The 19,884-nt window shown below is 43.0% G+C and carries 14 protein-coding genes and 1 tRNA gene; 4 read left to right on the top strand and 11 right to left on the bottom strand.

All coding sequences use genetic code 11. The features are described from left to right. Positions 1–28: 28 nt before the first annotated feature. From VPNCDNU1_RS08595 to VPNCDNU1_RS08570, 6 genes are all read right to left on the bottom strand, one after another. Positions 29–991, bottom strand: coding sequence for an LLM class oxidoreductase (locus VPNCDNU1_RS08595; RefSeq protein WP_104399966.1), 963 nt, complete (start codon positions 989–991; stop codon positions 29–31). Positions 992–1,156: 165 nt separating this feature from the next. Next, positions 1,157–2,224 (bottom strand): TRAP transporter substrate-binding protein, encoded by a 1,068-nt coding sequence (locus tag VPNCDNU1_RS08590; protein ID WP_104399965.1) that lies wholly within the window; start codon positions 2,222–2,224, stop codon positions 1,157–1,159. Between the two features lie 261 nt (positions 2,225–2,485). Further along, entirely contained in the window at positions 2,486–2,716 is a 231-nt protein-coding gene (locus VPNCDNU1_RS08585) for a microviridin/marinostatin family tricyclic proteinase inhibitor (protein WP_104399964.1), read from the bottom strand. Between the two features lie 198 nt (positions 2,717–2,914). Then, positions 2,915–3,802, bottom strand: a complete 888-nt coding sequence (locus tag VPNCDNU1_RS08580; RefSeq protein WP_145959449.1) for a hypothetical protein — start codon at positions 3,800–3,802, stop codon at positions 2,915–2,917. 121 nt (positions 3,803–3,923) lie between these two features. After that, the gene (locus VPNCDNU1_RS08575) at positions 3,924–5,072 is read right to left on the bottom strand and encodes a histidine decarboxylase (RefSeq protein WP_104399962.1); all 1,149 of its coding nucleotides are present in this window, start codon (positions 5,070–5,072) and stop codon (positions 3,924–3,926) included. 188 nt (positions 5,073–5,260) lie between these two features. Then, positions 5,261–7,054, bottom strand: a complete 1,794-nt coding sequence (locus tag VPNCDNU1_RS08570) for a lysophospholipid acyltransferase family protein (RefSeq protein WP_104399961.1) — start codon at positions 7,052–7,054, stop codon at positions 5,261–5,263. Between the two features lie 814 nt (positions 7,055–7,868). Here VPNCDNU1_RS08570 and VPNCDNU1_RS08565 point away from each other — a divergent pair. Then, positions 7,869–10,661 carry a methyl-accepting chemotaxis protein gene (locus VPNCDNU1_RS08565; protein WP_104399960.1) on the top strand — a complete coding sequence of 931 codons (2,793 nt, stop codon included), beginning with the start codon at positions 7,869–7,871 and terminating at the stop codon, positions 10,659–10,661. Between the two features lie 328 nt (positions 10,662–10,989). Continuing rightward, positions 10,990–12,909: a hypothetical protein gene (locus VPNCDNU1_RS08560; protein WP_104399959.1), complete on the top strand. Its 1,920-nt coding sequence runs from the start codon at positions 10,990–10,992 to the stop codon at positions 12,907–12,909. A gap of 89 nt (positions 12,910–12,998) precedes the next feature. Here VPNCDNU1_RS08560 and VPNCDNU1_RS08555 read toward each other — a convergent pair. The 5 genes from VPNCDNU1_RS08555 to rpsU form a co-directional block, all read right to left on the bottom strand. Beyond that, positions 12,999–13,074: transfer RNA gene (locus VPNCDNU1_RS08555), tRNA-Ile, on the bottom strand. A gap of 142 nt (positions 13,075–13,216) precedes the next feature. After that, a complete protein-coding gene (rpoD, locus tag VPNCDNU1_RS08550) occupies positions 13,217–15,064 on the bottom strand; it encodes an RNA polymerase sigma factor RpoD (protein WP_101113303.1) in 1,848 nt (615 codons plus the stop codon). A 129-nt stretch (positions 15,065–15,193) separates the two neighbouring features. Continuing rightward, positions 15,194–16,936 (bottom strand): DNA primase, encoded by a 1,743-nt coding sequence (dnaG, locus tag VPNCDNU1_RS08545; RefSeq protein ID WP_104399958.1) that lies wholly within the window; start codon positions 16,934–16,936, stop codon positions 15,194–15,196. A gap of 100 nt (positions 16,937–17,036) precedes the next feature. Further along, positions 17,037–17,480, bottom strand: a complete 444-nt coding sequence (locus VPNCDNU1_RS08540) for a GatB/YqeY domain-containing protein (protein ID WP_104399957.1) — start codon at positions 17,478–17,480, stop codon at positions 17,037–17,039. 25 nt (positions 17,481–17,505) lie between these two features. Next, positions 17,506–17,721 (bottom strand): 30S ribosomal protein S21, encoded by a 216-nt coding sequence (gene rpsU / locus VPNCDNU1_RS08535; RefSeq protein ID WP_001145625.1) that lies wholly within the window; start codon positions 17,719–17,721, stop codon positions 17,506–17,508. 208 nt (positions 17,722–17,929) lie between these two features. On the opposite strand from rpsU, the gene tsaD reads away from it, so the two are divergent. Both tsaD and VPNCDNU1_RS08525 read left to right on the top strand, forming a co-directional pair. Further along, positions 17,930–18,949: a tRNA (adenosine(37)-N6)-threonylcarbamoyltransferase complex transferase subunit TsaD gene (gene tsaD, locus VPNCDNU1_RS08530; protein ID WP_104399956.1), complete on the top strand. Its 1,020-nt coding sequence runs from the start codon at positions 17,930–17,932 to the stop codon at positions 18,947–18,949. Between the two features lie 110 nt (positions 18,950–19,059). After that, positions 19,060–19,875, top strand: a complete 816-nt coding sequence (locus VPNCDNU1_RS08525) for an alpha/beta fold hydrolase (RefSeq protein WP_104399955.1) — start codon at positions 19,060–19,062, stop codon at positions 19,873–19,875. The last annotated feature ends 9 nt before the right edge of the window (positions 19,876–19,884 follow it).

Genomic DNA, 19,884 nt, shown 5'->3' with positions numbered 1-19,884 from the left:
GTTCAACTCATTCCTTGGCAACTTATACCTAAAAATCTGGTAACAACTCCTCGGCAATGCGCTCTAAGGTAATTGGAATATTGGCTTGATTGAAGCGCAAGTTTAACGCCACGTGGTTCATTCCAATTTCTTCCAACGACTTTAAATAGGTACGTAAGTAATTGATCCCCGTTCGAAAGCCTAAATGGATCGGTTCAGGTGCCATGTTCGGGTCGCCTACTAAATCAATGTACAGCGATTGCATAGCCGGTTTATTACTTCCACCATGAGAGAAAATTCGGTCCCGCCAGTCATCTACTATCTTAGCTTGAAGTGAGATGTTTCTGGGATAAGTCATCCACCCGTCTCCATTTTGAGCCAGCCAATCTGGATCTTGTTGACTCGAACCTGTTAACAACATAGGTAAATGAATGCCATTAGGCTTTGGAAGCATGTCTATATCACCGTTTAATTCTCCATATTGATTGGAAAAGCGAGGTTTGGCTTCTGCCATGCTTCTTATGTATTCAAAGCTCCTACGAAATCGAACGCCTCGGTCTTGATGGGGCATGTTTAGTGCTGGGTATTCTTCGGGGCGGTCACCAGACGCGACTCCAAGAAGAAGTCGCCCCTGAGATAGAACATCGATACTCGACGCGGCTTTTGCGACATGGGCCGGGTGGCGAAGAGGCAAAATGATACTAGCAACTCCCAGTGCAATACGTTTGGTCTGCCCTGCTAACATACCAAGGTAAACAAATGGGTCATAGATTTGTCCCACATCGCCAAATGCAGGCACATTGAATGGAACATCACGTAACCACACGGCAGAGAAACCGAGTTGTTCTGCATATTGAATTCGAGCTATGTCATCAGCCATATTAGGTTCGCTTCCAACAGGGTAGGATTCCAATGGAACAACCAATCCGATGCTGAGCTTACCAACTTTAAAAACGGAGTTGTAAGCTTGATTAATCGAAAGGAAATCTTTATTTAGATAGGACTCGCTCATAGTGGCTACTCACTCAACTCTCACATTTAATTGAATGTTAACAATCAATGAAAAAACAGATAATCCATCATTAATGATAATCAGTTTTTAAATTTTATTGATAATGTAAATGAGGAAATGAGGAAATGAGGAAATGAGGAATGGTATTAACATTCCTCATTCTGATTACTCGTAGTTTAAGTAGGCTTTGAGTGAGATATCAGTCCAATCGCGAACTTTCTTAAGATAAATGGCTTGAGACTGAATGATTTCTTTTGCTAACTCATCCTTACTCGCTTGTTCTTGCAGTAATTCATCGGTTGCCTGACGCATAGCGGTAAGTACCGATGTTGGGAAATCACGTACTTTGATATCTGGGTATTCACTTTTCATGGTTGCCCAACTATTGGCGTTTGCATCCAATGCTTGGTTATACATATCGAAAGCAGTCACTCGGAATGCCGTTTCTAAAATAACCTGTAGATCTTTAGGTAGCTTATCCCAAGCTCTTTTATTCACTAGAAATTGGGTTTCGCTTCCGGGCTCATGCCATGCTGAATAGTAGTAAGGCGCGATTTTCTGAAAGCCCATACGTAAATCAAATGCCGGTCCGACCCATTCAAGCGCATCAATTGTGCCTCGTTCCAATGAAGTATAAAGCTCACCAGGTGCAATATTCGTCGGCTTTGCACCGATTCTAGCCATCACCTCTCCGGCAAACCCTGGAATGCGGATTTTCAAGCCTTTTAGATCGTCGACGGAATTGATTTCTTTTTTAAACCAACCTCCCATTTGAATGTCGGAATTGCCACCGGGGAAAGAAAGCAAGTTATGAGGAGCGTACACCTGCTGCATTAGCTCCATGCCTCCACCTCGGTAAAACCAAGCGTATTGTTCTGTAGACATCATGCCAAATGGCATAGAAGAGAAATACAATGTGTTTGGCACTTTACCTTTCCAGTAATAAGAGCTGGAATGCCCCAGATCGTATTGACCTGATTTGACCATATCAAAAATGCCTAAAGGTGCTTTGTGCTTGTTTGCAGAATCCACTCGAATATCGAGGCGACCATTCGACATTTCTTTTGCCAATTTCGCCATATTTTTGGTGGCGTCTCCAAGTATTGGAGTATTCGGTCCCCAAGTTTCAGCCAACTTTAATCGGTAGATTTTTTCAGCGGCACTTGCACTTAACGGTAAAGATATTGCGGCTAAGGCAATGAGCACTTTGGAGACACACTGTTTTATTGTCATTGTTATTCATCCTGTTCCATGGTTTTTAGCCAGCATAAAGACAAATAATGAAGAATAAAAATAGTGTTCTAGAGCTTTGAATAATTGATTATTCTTACGAATTGTATTTGGTAAGGCGATAAAAATAATTGTGCTAGAAAGGGTGGGGTATTAAGCCAGAATATTGAGTTTAATTAGTGCTTTATGTGGAATTCAAAGTGATATGAACATCACTTTTAAGGTAAGTTGCCCCTCAGAGATATGAGGGGCAACTGAATCAGTTTAGGCTAAAGTCGGGTTCATCCCCGGACAAGTACCTCTAAGGATGACATCTTCGAACGCAAGCTCATCGGCATCTGAAGGTGCTTTTAGAGTGACAAAGCTGCTAGCTGAAGCTGTAAACTCAAAAGCTCCGTCAACTTTTCCCGCGGCGCACTGTGTCATCTCTTCTTGTGACAATTCTTCAATTTGTGACTCAACAAAATTTGAAAAAAATGGAGTGTTCTTACTCATGATAAATTCCTTTTAGTTTTATAACTTACTGATTAATAGTCATAATCAATGCGTATTTTTCTGTGAAAGCAAAAAAAAATAAAGGAAAAAATGCGACTTTTTCTCATTGATTGAAAAACTTCGCCCGAGTTCAAACTAGAATGAATGCCATTAAGTAATAGGTAAAGGCGAAGGTTATCGCCGCCTTAAATTTCAAATTTAATACTCCACCTTATTGACTTGTAATACAAAGTCTTGACCTTGCTCTCGAGTCACACTGCCAGAAACATAAGCTGGAAAGTAGTTACCTTTGTTGTCGGGAACACCAACCTTGGCATTGTTGAAAGTACAGCTGACTGGTGTTTTTTCTGTGATTGGAGAGGCTGATATGCAGCTTCTGACCAACTCTTTTTTGTTATTAATTACACCATCAGTAGGCTCGCTACAGTATCGAGTGTCTATATTCGCAACCTGTACATCCGCGATGGATTTAGGCGAGCTCTCCGTAATTTTTACTGAGGTAGGTAAAGCTACTGTGCATTGAAGTGGAAGTTCCGCTAAGTACATGGCTTCTGAGTTTGATGGTCTAAAATCTTGGTAACTGTTGCCACTACCAATAGCAACGACAGAATAGAGCTCTACCTTGTTGATAGTGGTATTCACGAATTCTGGTTTGCTAGCTTCAGCCCATTCTTGGTATGACTCGACCGAAGGGAGATCGTATTTAACATTAAGGGTCGGTTTAAAATAAAACTGCTTACCCGTAACCAAGTTACCTTGTGATTCTCCTTCCCATGTGTGGTATTCATAACCACCCAATGCATTGAGTGTTTGCTGACATTGGGATGAGCTGGACGTTAAGATCGTTTCCACCGCGCCGTTGAAGACAGTTGGGTGAGATCTAGAAAGTATGTCAGATTGTTGATCTCGTGTATTCCAATAAGAGCGGACAAATTCGGTGTTGCTATAACTTCGATTTAAGTAAATTTCGCCACAGTTGCCCTTGACGGTGGGGTGAGTGACAGAGTTGGCATCGCCACTTCCACCGCCACCGCAACCCATCAACATAATACTTGAGAAAGATGCCGTAATAACTGCCTTATTCACTCTGTACCCTTAACTTATTGAATATAAAAATTAAAGGGACAATATTAACCCTAAGAGCTTAATGGCATATAAATGAGAATGATTACACTTCGTTGCTTTTAAAAATCACACCAATTTCAAGTTAGCTGCATGTGGGCTGAAGATGGAGAGTATCTTCCGCAACGTCTTCAATAAGTTGCTTTAACAAATCGGTGTTATCAATCATGTGTCCTGTAATAATGAGATGCGCATGTTTAGCTGAATTTGCGAGTCCATATTTACGCCACACAGCTTCTGTAGGCGTTGGGAATACCACAATAACAGAGTTTGGGTTACACCAAGCCGCAACACCTTTATTCTGAAGTTTTTCTACGGCGTATTCGGCCAGCCTAAGGCAGCGTTTAACGCGCAGTTCTTTTTCTTGTTCGGTACTGCTTTTAATGGCATGCCACATCATTAATGGCGTTAAACCATTGCGAGATCCGGTAATGGTTTTGTCGAAAGCGACAATGTAATCCACGGCAACGCTAATATTGTCTACATAGGATTTCTTGGTTAGCACAATGCCACAAGGGATAGGCGCTCCAATCATTTTATGACCAGAAACAGAAATGGAGTCGATGCCATCAGAGAAGCAGTATTGTTGCGGCTGGTCGACAAAGGGTAGGATCATGCCATGAAAAGCGGCATCAGCATGGAGGTAGTATTCCTCCTTTTGGAAACCTGCACTCGATAAGATGCTCTTAATTTTGGTTAGGTCATCCGTTGCGCCATATAGGGTTGTACCAATATTCGCAAATATTATCGGGTTGGCTTTTCCATTCGAAGCAATATGTTTTTCAAGGTCGTTATAGTCCATTTCGCCATTTGGAAGGCTTTTTACGACTCGGTGTTCAATTCTTAATAGGCGAACGATCTTTGCGACAGAATAGTGTGTATCTTCCGAGAAGTACAAGATGCCGTTAGGGAACATTTCGCGTGCTAGGTAGCATCCATACATGTTGCCTTCTGTACCGCCATTGGTCACATACCCCCAAGATTCATCAAAGGGCAATTGAAACTTATCGGCAAAATACGCCATCACTTCTTTTTCGAAGTAAAAAGTATTTAATCGGTAGTTTGATGTTTCTGCCCAATCTCCACAGTTATTAAATGAAAACTGCCAGAATTCTTCGAGTTCTTTGTAGTTAAAGTCTGCTGCAACAGGGTATCCAATATTGTTGTATTGGTGGGTCTTACAGTATTCAAAGAATTCTTGAAGCGTTTGCTGGTCTTGTGGAGATAATGCCATTTATATACATCCATTTACATATGTGCGTGCGTCTAGTAAAGATGCTAGCAACTGATGTTTGAGTGAACAATAAATGTAACTTGATTGACATATCTCGACGTGAGCTGGTTTTGTAAATTATTTTTTACGGAGCTCTATCTGAGCTCCTATAATCCAATTTAGTACTGATTTATGAGTTTTAATAATACCTAATCGCATTGATTAACTTTATGCCGAGTTAGGTAGCCCCGAGCGTTTTCTAGCCCCATATACCTTGCCAATGTTTTTATTGGAACATTTCGAAGATCAACAAGGATTAGGCCGTCAAGCGCATTGTTGAATGCAGGATCAACATTGAAGCTGACTAACTTTCCGTTAAGAGCAAGATATTGGCGCAGCAGTACGGGTAACGTTTTCCCATCATCTATTCTAGCGATCACTCTAGAGAGTAGCTGAAGATCCCCAAGAGCAGTAAGCATGCTAGGGTTCCACACGCTGCTTTCATTTTTCAGAGGGTTGGTGGGCTTAACATAATGTGCGCTATCCGTATCGTAATGGTGCATCGTCATTGTTTCAGCAAGCAGCTTTCTCGCTTTGTCACTGTAGTCATTACTGATACTGACTGGACCAAAGAGGTGGGTGTATTCTGGGTTTCGTTGAATGTATGCGCCAATCCCTTTCCATAGTAATAATAGAGCGCTCATGCTGCGTTGATAATCTTTTGCGATAACCGAGCGGCCCATTTCAATGCACTTACCGTTCTTGCTCATTTTTTGAATGAACTGATGTTTATACTGGAACAGCGTTCGGGAATAGAGTGCATTGAGCCCACCTTTTTGCATCAAATAATCCACGATGCCTAGGCGATAGGCACCGACTAAGCACTTGGCATCATTGTCCCAAACAAACAAATGTAGATATTCCTTATCAAACGCATCTAAATCTAGATCTCGACCCGTACCTTCTCCTACGAGCCGGAAGTTTTCTTCTCTCATCCGGCCGATTTCATGTAAAAGGGCAGGGATACGTTTTGAGTGGCAACAATATACAGAGAACTGATTACTATCCAAAAGATGCGCTTCATCTGGAAGGTTTTTCAGATCGTCTAATAGTTCGTGCACAGGAAGCTGAGGCGCAATTGGAGCAGCATTGTTATACGCTTTTCCGAGTGTTGAATGAGAGGAATAGTGCTTGATTGAGTTTGCTGGTTTCAAAAGATAAGTATTTAGGCGCAGATAATTGATCAATTGAGAATCGCAAAGGGAGTGAATTTCTTTGTATTGAATGGGTTCGCCAATACTGATTCCGATTTTACATTCACGTTTGTTCAGTAGCTCTCGTCCTAGCATTAGCGTACGAAGCAAGGGATGAATCTTTCCAGCCATGTAGAAGCGACGAGAGTTTTGACCATCAATAAAGCATGGCACTGTAGCGGCTTTGTTCTTTTTGATAAGAGAGCTGACAGAGCGGCTCCACTCTTTGTCTTGTATTTGTGCTTTTGTGCGTTTTCTTTCTATGCGAGATACTTCTCCCGCAGGGAAAACCAGCAGAATCCCCTCATTGGCTAAGTGTCGGTGCGCTTGACGTAATGCTTTGAGGTTGGCTTTGTGAGCCTCTCGGCCTTCAAATACATCCACACCAATGAATAGCTTATCCAATTCTGGAACCGTTTTAAGATACTGGTTTGCCAAAATCTGAACATCAGGTCGAATAGTAAGAAGGAGCTCAGCCAGTATTACCCCTTCGACACAGCCAAGTGGGTGGTTAGCAACCACAACGGTTGCTCCCGATTTCGGAACTCTTTCTAGTGTGCCTTGTAATAGCCGATATTCAATCCCCAACCTCTCCAATGTGAAACGTAGAAACTGTGCTGTATTACATTCTGCTGGACGCTGAGCATAGAATTTGTCGAGTTGAGTGAGGCCTGTTGCCCACTCTGCAACGGCTTCGCCAATTCCAAATGGGGTTTTCCTTGGGATTTTGAATGGACTGCTTACTGTCATACGAACCTCTATTCAATTTTTAAGAACGTAAGCTTGGGGAGTTCAACCATTTGCAGCTAATGAGCTTTAACTACCCAATCTATTGATGAACTTACTTATTTAGGTACGTGATTGAACGAACCTTATGCCTACACATTTCTGAGCAGACGAGGTTATGCTATGACGAAGAAGTGACAATTTGGCTTCGATTACAAGTCGAAAAAGTGACAATGTAGATTGGATAGAGGTTGTAAGATCATATTTGATCTTCTTGCTTGGACACGATAATCAGCAAAAGTATGTAAAAATGTAACAATGATAAATTTTGAAACGCTAAAAAATAACTCAGTCGCAAAATACTGAATAATTCAACGCACTTATATTTGAATATGCTAATTTAGAAATGTGGCTCATGAGATAAGCCCATTTCCACATTAGTACAACATAATGATATCTCGCTTACTGCTGCTTGGATGGCGGGCATGTTAAGATTTCTTGCTCGCCAATTTACCTCTTCTTATATTTATTCCTAGCTCTTCCATCTAGTTGCCTTTTATCTTTTATCTTTCTTAAATATTTAGTTTCCATGCCTCATTACATTTGGCATTTGTGCTTTTCATTTTTCGAAATGATGGTGTAAAAAAATATTAAATAAATTGTTGATAATAAAAATGTTTCAACGTGTGTCTGCTTATTGAAACTTGATTATTAATTAGGTCTCATACCTACTGATATAAATATTTTTACCGCACGATGATGTTTTTGATTTCCAATCAGTTAAGCGTCATTAGAAGTGTAAAAGCTGGCTTGGATAAGCGGATTCAGCGGAGTTATCATGGGACGATTCATCAACAAATTTAAACTTTCAAACGTCATTATTGGCGCGCTTCTTTTTATTGGGCTTATTCCAGCTTTAATTTTAGGCTTATGGTCATCTGGATTGGCAGAAGAGGCGCTAAGAGAGCGTTCATATGATCAATTGGATACGGTTCGAAGTATTAAGCAATCGCAAATAGAAAACTTCTTTAAAGAGCGCGAAGGGGATATGGATGTTCTTACTGAAGTCGCCAATACCTTGCAGCTAGAAGCCTTTCGAAAGCTCAGCGCCGTTAATCAATCTCAAAAACAACAGCTTGTTGATTACTTAGAACAACTCAAATCGGGGTTATCTCTTCTTGCAGAATCAAAGATGGCTGAAGAAGCCCTACAGATGTTTTCACATGCTTCCTACGGAGATGGGATGTGGGAATTTCATGCCATTATGTTTCAAGATGAAATCGATGCCTATGTAAAGCATTTTGGATGGTATGACGTATTCATGATTACGCCAAATGGGCAAATCATGTACACCAGCGCTCGTGAATCGGATCTTGGGCAAAACTTAGACTCGGAGATGTTAACGCATTCGGGTTTAGCAAAGGCATATCGCCAAGCGGTAGATAAGAACATCGATGAAGGGCAAGTTGTGGTGGGGGATTTTACCCTCTACGAACCTTCTAATAATGAACCTGCTGGCTTCTTTCTTTCTGCAGTCAAAGACATATCAGGCAATGTGGCTGGGTATGTAGCGCTTCAATTCCCCATTAACAAGATTAACCACATTGTTAGCCAATCACAGGGAATGGGGAGCACAGGGGAAACCTATTTAGTCGGTCCTGATAAGCTCATGCGTTCTGACTCCAAGCTCGATCCCACAGGGCATTCTGTTGTTGCGTCTTTCAAAAACAACACCCAAGTAAATACCGATGCTGTAGAGATGGGGCTTGAAGGTCAAAGCGGACAAGGCATATTCAAAGATTATAACGGCAACTTGGTATTGTCTGTGTGGGACATCATCAATGTTTCAGATGAACTGAGTTGGGTTATGGTGACTGAAAAAGATGTTGCCGAATCATTTGTGCCCAAAAACAATAGCGGCATAGATTTTTATAGTCAGTACATAGAAAAGTATGGCTACTATGATCTCTTCTTAATCGAACCAAACGGTGAAGTTTTTTATACCGTAGCAAAAGAATCGGACTACCAATCCAACATTCTGACAGGTGAGTATTCAGGTTCAAATTTAGGTGAACTCACTCGAAAAGTGTTGGATAACCAGCAATATCACATCGCGGACTTCGAACCTTACGCGCCATCGAATGGCGACCCTGCTGCGTTTATTGGTCAGCCAGTTTTGGATAACCAAGGCAACACCGTAATGGTGGTTGCACTTCAGTTATCGATAGATGCGATCAATAACGTCATGCAGCTAAGAACAGGAATGGGGGAGACCGGAGAGTCGTATTTAGTTGGACAAGACTTTCGTATGCGATCCGACTCGTTTTTAGATCCAGAAGGTAGGACAGTAAGCGCCTCATTTGCAGGGAACGTGAAAAACAATGGCGTTAAAACAGAAGCCACAATGGAGGCACTACAAGGCAAGTCCGGAGATAAAATCATTGAAGACTATAATGGCAATCGTGTCCTTTCTTCCTATTCGTCTTTAGATATTGGTGACTTTACTTGGGCATTGGTGGTGGAAGTTGATGAGTCTGAAGCTTTTTCGGCAGTGAATACCATTCGTACAAGCATCTGGACTCTGCTGGCTATTACCGTTGTACTCACTGTTGGCTTTGCTATCTATCTCGCGAATACCATTAAGCGACCTCTTGGCGGTGAACCTAAAGAAATGATTCAATTGGCTCGGCAAATTGCTAATGGTGACTTAACGCATCATTTTGATCAGAAAATCTCTTCCGAAACACTGTATGGCGCATTGCGTGATATGTCTGAAAAATTGACAGCACTCATTGCTCATATCCAACAGGCAGCGAATACATTAGCATCGACAGCGGAAGAAACATCCGTTGCATCAGAGCAAACGACGACGGCGGTAAGTCATCAACATCAGGATACTGAAATGGTCGCGACAGCTATCAATCAAATGTCGAGCACGATAGCGGATGTTTCCAGAAGTACTGCCGGTGCTGCAAGTGCCGCTCAAGGTGCCCACACAAAGAGCGACTCAGGTCAGAAGGTATTAACCGATAGCGAAGCAGCCTTGAGCCAACTAGTTGAAGATGTGAAATCCACTAACGAAAACATGCTTGTGCTCAAGAGTAAGAGTGGTGAAATTGGTCACGTGCTTACTGTGATTCAAGAAATTGCTGAGCAAACCAACCTTCTCGCGCTGAATGCTGCCATTGAAGCGGCTCGTGCTGGTGAAGCCGGAAGAGGTTTTGCCGTCGTTGCCGATGAAGTTAGAACTCTTGCTCAGCGCACACAAACGTCCGCTTCTGATATTCAAACTATGATCACCGCTGTTCAAAAAGCCGCGGACTCTGCGACAAGTAATATGGCGAAAAGTGAAGAACAAGCCAATATCACTGCAGAGTTGTCCGATCGGACTAGACAGGCATTTATTGAGATAACAGAGTCTATAGAGCAAATAGACGACATGATGACGCAAGTTTCAGCCGCCTCTGAGCAACAATCTCAAGTAACGGAAGAGGTCAATCAGAGCGTGTTACGCATCAGTGAGGCATCTATGCAAACTGCCGCCAGTGCCGAACAGTTATCTGGAGCCAGCCAAGAAGTTGCCCAATCCGCTGAAAACCTGAGTGAATACACGCATCAGTTTAAGGTTTAGGTGTCACGATTAAATAGGTGTTTTAAGATCTGCGGACGATTGTAGAAGAGCGCCGATGTTTGAGGAATTTCAGCTCTCATTGCCTTCTCAATTGAAGGACGTTGAAGTCAAGGTGCTGAACCCAGAGGCGGCTACTTCCGTGAAATAAAAGTCTGTATTATATATGACTAATTTATTGCCTATAAAGCCATGCAGACGCATGGCTTTTGTTTTGTCTAGGTAGAAAAAAAGTATTTTGGCACAGTCTTTTACTTTAACTAACAATTGAGCAGGTGATTTAGTGTACGGCTCAACTACACTTTTATTTTTGTGAAATAAAGGTGATTTTATGAAGTTAAGGGCGGTGCTTATTTTAGCTGCAATGTTATTGCCGAACATTGCCTACTCGTCTCAATGTGCGATTGAGATTTCCCCCATATCTTGTGAGAAGCGAACAGGGATCTTTATGAAGAACCCTGGCAGTACAGTTGCTCAGTGGGACGAACAATCACCCTATTTGGTTAAAGATGGAGAGCAGCTATCTGTCGCCGTCTGTCATTACAAAAATAGCAAAGTGGCAGAGAAGGTCATTTCTGATTACTCGGTTATTCCTACGATTATTGGCAGTGTTGGAAAGAATGCATCTTTGCGAATCGATATCGTGAACAGTGCCAATATCGAAGTAAGCCAAAAACTCGTGATGGGAGAGGAGCTCCCTGAAGGCATTCCAAATAGCGTTCAGCCACCCGCCCCTGTAATCCCAGAACCCGATATAGCCACTCCCGCACTCATTTCTGACATCATTCATGGTGATGTGAAAGAAGGTGCTCAAATTCAAGTCAATGTCGAATCTTCTGCGAATGTGTACCTAACAGCAGCAGACTCAGAGCTTCATATTGGCAAAGCCAGTTTATTTGAAGAAGTCATCAATAAGCCTAGAGATGGAAAGCACTCCCATATTCATTTTGGTTGTTTGCAATTGGATTTAGAAGACACAGCGAACGTTTATGGTACTAATTCAAGCCGCGTTTACATTCGAGATGGGCAACTAGAAGATGAGAACATCGATTACACCTTGGGAATCTCTAGCGTTTTAGTGGAAAAAGAAAACGTAGCAAATGTTAGAGCGAAAGAGCTGCATATCTTTGATGGGGAGCTTTCCGATGAAAGTGTCGATACGCAAAGTTTTTCGAGTTCCGTGATTAACCTCATCTTGGAAGACGTTGGGAATGCGTATGTCGATAGTTTACGGGTAATAGACGGAGAGCTGGTGGATGAAGTGTTAGATACGGCTAACGTGCAGCATAGCTTAGTTTCTATTTCTCTAGAAAATGTGGCCAATGTCAGTGGTACAAAGCTGCATATTCATGAAGGGGAGCTTTTAGACGAAGTCTTGGATGCCAACCACATTAAGCACTCGAATATTTCCATTTCCGTTGAAGAGTCAGGAAATAGCGCAACGCATCAAGACGTGTTTATTCTTCAAGGTGAATTGATTGATGAGGTGATGGATATCGAAAAACTCGAACATTCTTTGGTGTCGGTAGATATTGAAGAAAGTGCCAACTCCAACGCATTCAACACCACAATAAAATACGGAGAGCTATTGGATGAATCCATAGATGCCGGTGAGGTAAACCATTCTGGCGTATCCATTGAAATTGAAGATTCTGGAAACGTCTTCGGAGGTGGAAAAACTTATATCGAATGGGGAGAGCTTGTTGATGAAGTGTTTGATATTGAGCGACACTTCAAGCACTCAAGAGCGAATATAGAGATTTCAGATACAGCGAATAGCAATGCAAAAGAGATTGAGATTCATCAAGGGGAGCTCCTTGATGAAACTTTGGATACACAGGATGTGTCTTCTGCACATATTTCTATAGATTTAAAACACTCTGGTAATGCAAAGACAGTTGATGTGCTTAGCATTAGCCATGGTGAGCTTGTCGATGAGGTATTTGATCACCGTTCTATATCGAACTCAGTGGTCAATGTTAGCTTAAATAATGTTGCAAATGCAGGCTCAAAAAGTAGTGCGGCTCAAGTAATTACATTGAATCACGCCGAGCTTCTTGATGAAGTGGTGGATACGGAGGTTTCAATGCTTTCAACGTCTGGACGAATTTCAGTGAAGCGTGTTGCGAATGCATACACTGGAGTTCTCAGCATAGGTGTTGGTTCGCTAGCAGATCGTTTTATTGATGTGCCGAATGGTTCGACTCTTTCTTTCCATAAAGCCAATGCAGCGCAGTGGATACAGAAATGAATGTCTTTTAGGGAAGGCTTTTCCAAAAATAGGAAGCCAAAATAGCAAAAAGCCTGAGAAGTGAACTCACTCTCAGGCTTTTCTGTATATGGTGGCCCCTCGCAGACTTGAACTGCGGACCAATCGATTATGAGTCGACTGCTCTAACCACTGAGCTAAGGGGCCAGTAGGTGGATGATTATAGGGGAAGCCTAAGGGTGTGTCTAGATAGTGAGGGGGTAATTTATGTCTAGTTTTTGCGCACTTAGAACACTAGAAACAGAAAAGGTGAGCAAGTGCTCACCTTTTATACATATTTGAGTTTTTATTACTCGTCCAAGAAGCTGCGAAGTGTTTCCGAGCGGCTTGGGTGACGAAGCTTGCGAAGTGCTTTTGCTTCAATCTGACGAATACGTTCACGTGTTACGTCAAACTGCTTACCCACTTCTTCAAGTGTATGGTCGGTATTCATATCAATACCAAAACGCATACGAAGTACTTTTGCTTCACGAGGTGTTAACCCTGCTAGTACATCTTTCGTTGCGACACGCAAACTTGTCGATGTAGCAGAATCGAGCGGTAGCTCAAGGGTTGTATCCTCGATAAAGTCACCAAGATGCGAATCTTCATCATCACCGATAGGTGTTTCCATCGAGATTGGCTCTTTCGCGATCTTAAGTACTTTACGGATCTTGTCTTCAGGCATTTGCATGCGCTCTGCCAATTCTTCTGGAAGAGGTTCACGACCCATTTCCTGAAGCATTTGACGAGAGATACGATTCAACTTGTTGATCGTTTCAATCATGTGAACAGGGATACGGATTGTACGTGCCTGGTCAGCGATTGAACGTGTAATTGCCTGACGAATCCACCATGTGGCGTAAGTAGAGAACTTATAACCACGGCGGTATTCGAACTTATCTACCGCTTTCATCAGACCGATATTACCTTCTTGAATCAAATCCAAGAACTGTAGACCACGGTTGGTGTATTTCTTCGCGATAGAAATAACAAGACGCAAGTTTGCTTCAACCATCTCTTTTTTCGCACGACGAGCTTTCGCTTCGCCAATTGACATGCGACGGCTGATGTCTTTAATGCTTTGAACCGGAAGAGACGTTTCCTCTTCAATGGTTTTTAGCTTCAAGATGCTACGGCGAATTTCTTCTTCGTTGCGTTTAATCTTCGCTGCGTATGGTTTGTCTGAAGACAATACTTCATCTAACCACGCTTCTGAAGATTCATTACCTGTAAACAGAGCAACAAAAGATTTCTTTGGCATGTCACCGTATTCAACACACGAACGCATAATTAAGCGCTCTTGTGTGCGTACGCGATCCATAGAAGTGCGAAGCTCATTTACAAGGTAATCAAACTGTTTTGGAATCAAACGGAACTGACGGAAAATATCAAGTAGCTCTGTCGCAGTTTCACCCGCTAGAGCAACATCGCGACCTTGTTCGTTGATTTCAAGTTGAAGGTTTTGGTAAGCGTTGCGTAGCTCAGAGAATTTATCTGCGGCTAGCTCCGGATCAATACCTGTATCTTCTTCTTCATCATCGTCGTCGTCAGAATCAGCTTCGTCTTTGTCTTCGTCTTCCAGATCTTTCTCTGCAAGCTCTGAACCGATGTGTGTTGCAGTCGGCGCTGCAGTTTCTTCGTCGTTAGGATCAACAAAACCAGAAATGATGTCGGTCAGGCGCAATTCTTCGGCTTGAACTTTGTCAAACTGCTCAAGTACATAAGAAATCGTTCCTGGGTATTCTGCAACTGAACACTGAACTTGGTTAATACCATCTTCAATGCGTTTTGCAATATCGATCTCGCCTTCACGAGTCAATAGTTCTACAGTACCCATTTCACGCATATACATACGGACAGGGTCTGTGGTGCGACCAATTTCACTTTCTACGCTAGAAAGTGCTGCAGCTGCAGCTTCAGCCGCATCTTCATCGGTGATGTTTGTGTCATCGTTCAGTGCTAGATCATCAGCATCAGGAGCAGTTTCAACTACTTTGATACCCATATCGTTGATCATCTGAATGATGTCTTCTACCTGTTCAGAATCGACAATCTCTTGAGGTAGGTGGTCATTTACTTCGGCGTAGGTCAGATAGCCTTTTTCCTTGCCTTTAATAACAAGTATTTTTAGCTGTGACTGCGGATTTTGATCCATAGACGATATCCAACTTCAGGTCTGGTGATGAGTTTAGTTTTGCGAAATGCAAACCGCCAATTTTATCAAAAAAAATAGCTGATGACTATGATAACTTAGCACATAATTTCACCGCTACATGGTGGTTATCTATGCCTTTAAGTCCAGCATTAGAGCGACGAGCTCTCTTTTTTCGTCGGGTGTTAGGCCGACACTTCTATCTTTCGCTTGTAGCGATTCAATTTGTTTTTCAACACACTGAGCAATAATGTTATCCAGTGAGTCGAGGAAAATGTCTTCCTGATTATCGTCTTCGAGTGGTACTTCCCAACCTGCGAGTCGTGATAACAGTGATCCGTTTTTCTCGTTACGCCAATGCTCAAGTAGCTGGCCAGTGTTGATATTGGGATGAGAACGGCATTTATCAAGTACTTCCTCAAATAAACTTAACCCAGGCAAGTTAATATGCCGTACGCTGGTCAAATCCGGTACTAACTCCACGTAATGTGGGTTCTGCAGAAGTAGGGCAATGACTTCACGCATTGGAGTGCGTTTGATTTCTCTATGAGGAGCTGAGGGCTTTCCATCCTGCTTCGGTAAGGATGGCTTTTTGTAAATTCCCGTCTTTTGCCCCAACAGCTTTAATAGCTGATCTTGCATAGAGGTATCAGGCACTTTATGTATTAAGGGCAGTGCCAACGCTTCTAACGCTGCTTTACCTTCGTTGTTGCCGACATCTACTTGCGAAAGTAAATTGCTAAAAAGGTAATTAGAGAGAGGTTCGGCATTTTTCATCTGCTCTTCAAAAGCTTCTTTGCCGTGTGTTCTAATGTAGCTGTCGGGGTCTTCCCCATCAGGAAGAAAAAGAAACTTTAAAATATTACCGCTTTTTAAAAAGCTAAGCGCATTTTCTAATGCTCTCCAAGCAGCTTCTCGACCCGCTCTGTCTCCATCGTAACAACAGACGACCGTATTGGTTTGTCGGAACAGGAGTTGCAAATGATCGCCAGTGGTGGATGTACCTAGCGATGCGACGGAATAGTCCACCCCGTACTGTGCCAAGGCAACCACATCCATGTAACCTTCAACCACAAGTATTTGAGGCGGCTCTCGATAGGCTTGGAGTACCTCATACAACCCGTAAAGCTCTTTACCTTTATGGAATATTGGGGTCTCTGGTGAGTTGAGATATTTTGGTGTGCCATCACCAATGACTCGACCGCCAAAACCAATAACACGTCCACGTCTGTCGCGAATCGGGAACATGACACGTCCACGAAATCGGTCGTAGCGATTGCCCTTATCGTTTTCGATCAGCATGCCACCAGAAACAAGCATGTCTTGATTGGTTTGAGATTGTCCGAAGTTTTTACGTACTAAGTCCCATTCATCTGCGACATAACCGATTCCGAACTTTTGAACGATTTCTTTTGAAAGACCGCGGTCTTTTAAGTACTCAATGGCATGCTTGCTACTTGATAGTTTTAATTGAGAGCGATAAAACTGCGCAATGCTGCCCATCATGTCGTAAAGGTTACGCTTTTGCTCCGTGTTGGCTTTTGGAGCTGAGCTGAAGCCACCTCCGCTTCGCTGTTCTCTTGGCACTTCCAGTCCAAGATAGGAAGCGAGTTCTTCAATGGTTTCAACAAACTCTAAACGTTCGTATTCCATAAGGAAGTCGATGGCATTGCCATGCGCACCACAACCAAAACAGTGATAGAACTGCTTTTCTTGGCTTACGCTAAAAGATGGGGTCTTCTCGTTATGGAAGGGGCAGCAAGCACTGTAGTTTTTGCCTTTCTTTTTCAGCTTCACTCGAGCGTCGACGATATCGACGATATCAAGCCGTGCGAGGAGGTCATCAATAAAAGAACGAGGGATCTGTCCTGCCATAAAAACCAGAGTATTGAATCAAAGAAAAGAAGAGGCTTGCAGATACAAACAAGCCGTGCACTCCAGAGGATAGCACGGCTTGTTGCAATTTGATTTGGGTTTAAGCCAATTTAGAGCGAACGAGTCCGCTGACTTTACCCATATCTGCGCGCCCTTGAATTTGCGGTTTCAGAACACCCATCACTTTACCCATGTCTTGCATGCCCGCTGGTTTTGATTCAGTAATAGCAGCATCAATCAGTGCAGCTACTTCTTCTTCGGTTAGCGGTTGAGGCATAAAGTCCTCTAGTACATTGATTTCAGTTTTCTCCGCGTCTGCAAGATCTTGACGACCAGCAGATTCAAATTGAGCGACTGAATCGCGACGTTGTTTAACCATTTTGGTCAGCACAGCAAGAATATCGTCGTCTGACAGAGTAATCCGTTCATCGACTTCACGTTGCTTAATGGCTGATAGAGCTAAACGAATTGTGCCAAGGCGCGGTTTGTCCTTGGCTTTCATCGCTAATTTTTGCTCATCTTTGAGTTTATCAATTAGAGCCATAACTTAATCCTTTTGGAGCAAGTTATTAGTACAGGCGAACGCGACGTGCGTTTTCGCGAGCTAGCTTCTTAGCGTGACGCTTTTGAGCTGCTGCTTTAGCGCGTTTGCGAACTGTAGTTGGTTTCTCATAGTGCTCACGACGACGCACTTCAGAAAGAATACCTGCTTTTTCGCAAGAGCGCTTAAAACGACGTAGAGCTACGTCGAACGGTTCGTTTTCACGTACTTTAACTACTGGCATATGCCTTTCACCTCAGGGGTTATTCGTTAATGCTGGTACCTTACCAACCCATCAGTAGTCTGAAGGGTCTTTAACCAGCTTGATCAAAAATGGTGCGGAATTTTAATCTGATCAGTTACCCTTTGTAAAGTATTATCGCCGTCAGAACTGGTTAATTTTTTTTCGTAGCGGTAAACTTGCCGCAATTCTAGCTAATACTGAGAACGTAATGCGCATTTTAGGTATAGAGACGTCCTGCGACGAAACAGGCATCGCCATTTACGATGACCATAAAGGGCTTTTAAGTCATAAGCTATATAGCCAAGTTAAACTTCACGCCGATTACGGTGGAGTGGTGCCAGAGCTTGCTTCCCGAGATCATGTCAAGAAAACCATTCCATTGATTAAAGAAGCGCTAAAAGAAGCAGGGTTAACATCAAAAGACATTGATGGCGTCGCATACACAGCCGGACCTGGTTTGGTCGGGGCTCTATTAGTAGGTGCAACGATTGGCCGCAGCGTAGCCTACGCATGGGGAGTGCCAGCCGTTCCAGTGCACCATATGGAAGGTCACTTGTTGGCACCAATGCTGGAAGATAATCCACCTCCATTTCCTTTTGTTGCTCTGCTGGTTTCTGGTGGACACACCATGATGGTGGAAGTGAAAAGCATTGGTGAGTACCAAATTCTGGGTGAATCGATTGATGACGCTGCGGGTGAAGCGTTTGATAAAACCGCCAAATTAATGGGGCTAGATTACCCAGGTGGTCCATTGCTTTCTCGTTTGGCGGAAAACGGAACTCCGGGGCGATTTAAATTCCCTCGTCCGATGACTGATCGCCCGGGGCTGGACATGAGCTTCTCCGGTCTTAAAACATTCGCGGCCAATACGATAGCGGCTAACGATAATGATGATCAAACCCGCGCCGACATCGCTTATGCGTTTCAAGAAGCGGTATGCGCAACCTTAGTGATTAAGTGCAAGCGAGCACTAGAACAAACGGGCATGAAGCGCATTGTTATTGCGGGTGGAGTGAGTGCAAACAAACAATTACGTGCTGATCTCGAAACGTTAGCCAATAAAATTGGTGGGGAAGTGTATTACCCACGTACCGAGTTCTGCACCGATAATGGTGCCATGATTGCTTATGCTGGTATGCAGCGTCTTAAGAATGACGAGATTGCAGATTTATCTGTTTCAGCTAAGCCACGTTGGCCAATTGATCAGCTAGAACCGATACATTCATGATTACTAAGTGATTCACATATAGCGACCAGCTGATAACTGGTCGTTTCTGTAAGTTCCCAAGCTTCCTTTAATTAGGATGTTATTTGGGATGCATTTTCTAAAGGATTCCTATGCCTACTTTCACCCGTCATGGTCAAACCATGCATTATCAAGACGTGGGTCAAGGCCCAGTTTTACTGTTTGGACACAGCTATCTGTGGGATAGCAATATGTGGGCACCTCAAATCGAGGTATTGAGTCAGCAATATCGTTGTATCGTGCCGGACTTATGGGCACACGGTAAGTCCGAAGCCTTGCCGCAGCAAACCTCCACACTTCAAGACTACGCGTCAGATGTTTTGTCACTAATGGATAGTTTGGAGATTGAAGAGTTCAGTCTTATTGGGCTGTCTGTCGGCGGAATGTGGGGAACCGAAGTTGTCACATTAGCCCCATCTCGAGTGAAGGCTTTGGTGATTATGGACTCATTTGTTGGTCTGGAGCCGGAAATTACACACGCCAAATATTTTGGAATGCTGGATGGTATCGCGCTCGCCAAATCGATACCTGAACCTATCTTGGAAGCAATCGTACCTTTGTTTTTCGCCAAAGATGCGAAAGTTGAGAACCCTGAATTGGTCGCAAATTTCCGTCAATCACTTTCTCGATTGCAAGGTAAAGCGGCTGTTGATGTTACTCAAGTAGGGCGAGTTGTATTTGGCCGCCGTGATCAGTTTGAAGAGATTGAGAAGTTTGCTTTACCCACACTGATTATGGTGGGCGATCAAGATAAGCCAAGACCTGTCTTCGAATCGTATTTGATGCAAGATGCTATTACAGGTAGTGAATTAACGGTTATCCCTAATGCGGGTCATATCAGTAACCTAGAGCAACCAAGTTTTGTTAATGAAAAACTGATTAGCTTCTTAAATAGAGTCTACGGTTAAAATTGAGTG

Origin of the sequence: Vibrio penaeicida, assembly GCF_002933855.1 — a bacterium.
Classification (GTDB): domain Bacteria; phylum Pseudomonadota; class Gammaproteobacteria; order Enterobacterales; family Vibrionaceae; genus Vibrio; species Vibrio penaeicida_A.
The sequence above is the reverse complement of the archived record's forward strand: the minus strand, read 5'-3'. Positions and strand labels throughout refer to the sequence as shown.

Coding starts and splice junctions, on each gene's coding strand:
- VPNCDNU1_RS08595 (WP_104399966.1), bottom strand. CDS start 991: ATGAGCGAGTCCTATCTAAATAAAGATTTCCTTTCGATTAATCAAGCT.
- VPNCDNU1_RS08590 (WP_104399965.1), bottom strand. CDS start 2,224: ATGACAATAAAACAGTGTGTCTCCAAAGTGCTCATTGCCTTAGCCGCA.
- VPNCDNU1_RS08585 (WP_104399964.1), bottom strand. CDS start 2,716: ATGAGTAAGAACACTCCATTTTTTTCAAATTTTGTTGAGTCACAAATT.
- VPNCDNU1_RS08575 (WP_104399962.1), bottom strand. CDS start 5,072: ATGGCATTATCTCCACAAGACCAGCAAACGCTTCAAGAATTCTTTGAA.
- VPNCDNU1_RS08570 (WP_104399961.1), bottom strand. CDS start 7,054: ATGACAGTAAGCAGTCCATTCAAAATCCCAAGGAAAACCCCATTTGGA.
- VPNCDNU1_RS08565 (WP_104399960.1), top strand. CDS start 7,869: ATGGGACGATTCATCAACAAATTTAAACTTTCAAACGTCATTATTGGC.
- VPNCDNU1_RS08560 (WP_104399959.1), top strand. CDS start 10,990: ATGAAGTTAAGGGCGGTGCTTATTTTAGCTGCAATGTTATTGCCGAAC.
- rpoD (WP_101113303.1), bottom strand. CDS start 15,064: ATGGATCAAAATCCGCAGTCACAGCTAAAAATACTTGTTATTAAAGGC.
- dnaG (WP_104399958.1), bottom strand. CDS start 16,936: ATGGCAGGACAGATCCCTCGTTCTTTTATTGATGACCTCCTCGCACGG.
- VPNCDNU1_RS08540 (WP_104399957.1), bottom strand. CDS start 17,480: ATGGCTCTAATTGATAAACTCAAAGATGAGCAAAAATTAGCGATGAAA.
- rpsU (WP_001145625.1), bottom strand. CDS start 17,721: ATGCCAGTAGTTAAAGTACGTGAAAACGAACCGTTCGACGTAGCTCTA.
- tsaD (WP_104399956.1), top strand. CDS start 17,930: ATGCGCATTTTAGGTATAGAGACGTCCTGCGACGAAACAGGCATCGCC.
- VPNCDNU1_RS08525 (WP_104399955.1), top strand. CDS start 19,060: ATGCCTACTTTCACCCGTCATGGTCAAACCATGCATTATCAAGACGTG.